Source organism: Diaphorobacter sp. B2A2W2, from assembly GCF_056730635.1.
Window position 1 is genome coordinate 1 of record NZ_JBWZOR010000025.1, and the last position, 1,193, is coordinate 1,193.

The 1,193-nt window shown below is 63.6% G+C and carries 1 protein-coding gene; it reads left to right on the forward strand.

Annotation, left to right across the window (positions count from 1 at the left end):
* Entirely contained in the window at positions 1-1,191 is a 1,191-nt protein-coding gene (gene tuf / locus AC1PPL_RS19295) for an elongation factor Tu (RefSeq protein ID WP_011806991.1), read from the forward strand.
* Positions 1,192-1,193: the final 2 nt, after the last annotated feature.

Consider the following 1,193-nt stretch of genomic DNA (forward strand, 5'->3'; position numbering starts at 1 on the left):
ATGGCAAAAGGTAAGTTTGAACGTACCAAGCCCCACGTGAACGTGGGCACGATCGGTCACGTGGACCATGGCAAGACGACGCTGACGGCGGCCATCGCCACGGTGCTGTCCAAGAAGTTCGGCGGCGAAGCCAAGGGCTACGACCAGATCGACAACGCCCCTGAAGAAAAGGCGCGCGGCATCACGATCAACACCTCGCACGTGGAATACGAAACGGCCACCCGCCACTACGCCCACGTCGACTGCCCCGGCCACGCCGACTACGTCAAGAACATGATCACCGGCGCCGCTCAGATGGACGGCGCCATTCTGGTGTGCTCGGCCGCTGACGGCCCGATGCCCCAGACGCGCGAGCACATCCTGCTGGCCCGTCAGGTGGGTGTGCCCTACATCATCGTGTTCCTGAACAAGTGCGACATGGTCGACGACGAGGAACTGCTCGAGCTGGTCGAGATGGAAGTGCGTGAATTGCTGGACAAGTACGACTTCCCCGGCGACGACACCCCCATCATCCGCGGCTCCGCCAAGCTGGCCCTGGAAGGCGACCAGTCCGACAAGGGCGAACCCGCCATCCTGCGCCTGGCCGAAGCTCTGGACACCTACATCCCCACGCCTGAGCGCGCCGTGGACGGCGCCTTCCTGATGCCCGTGGAAGACGTGTTCTCCATCTCCGGCCGCGGCACCGTGGTGACCGGCCGCGTCGAGCGCGGCATCATCAAGGTCGGCGAAGAAATCGAAATCGTCGGTATCCGCGACACGCAAAAGACCACCGTCACCGGCGTGGAAATGTTCCGCAAGCTGCTGGACCAGGGCCAGGCTGGCGACAACGTGGGCCTGCTGCTGCGCGGCACCAAGCGCGAAGACGTCGAGCGCGGCCAAGTGCTGTGCAAGCCCGGCTCCATCAAGCCCCACACCCACTTCACGGCTGAGGTGTACGTGCTGAGCAAGGACGAAGGCGGCCGTCACACGCCCTTCTTCAACAACTACCGTCCCCAGTTCTACTTCCGCACCACCGACGTGACCGGCTCCATCGAGCTGCCGGCCGACAAGGAAATGGTGATGCCCGGCGACAACGTGTCGATCACTGTGAAGCTGATCAACCCCATCGCCATGGAAGAAGGCCTGCGCTTCGCTATCCGCGAAGGCGGCCGTACCGTGGGCGCCGGCGTCGTTGCCAAGATCATTGCGTAATC

Excerpts from the sequence above, each read along its gene's own strand:
- tuf (WP_011806991.1), top strand. The coding sequence starts at position 1 with ATGGCAAAAGGTAAGTTTGAACGTACCAAGCCCCACGTGAACGTGGGC.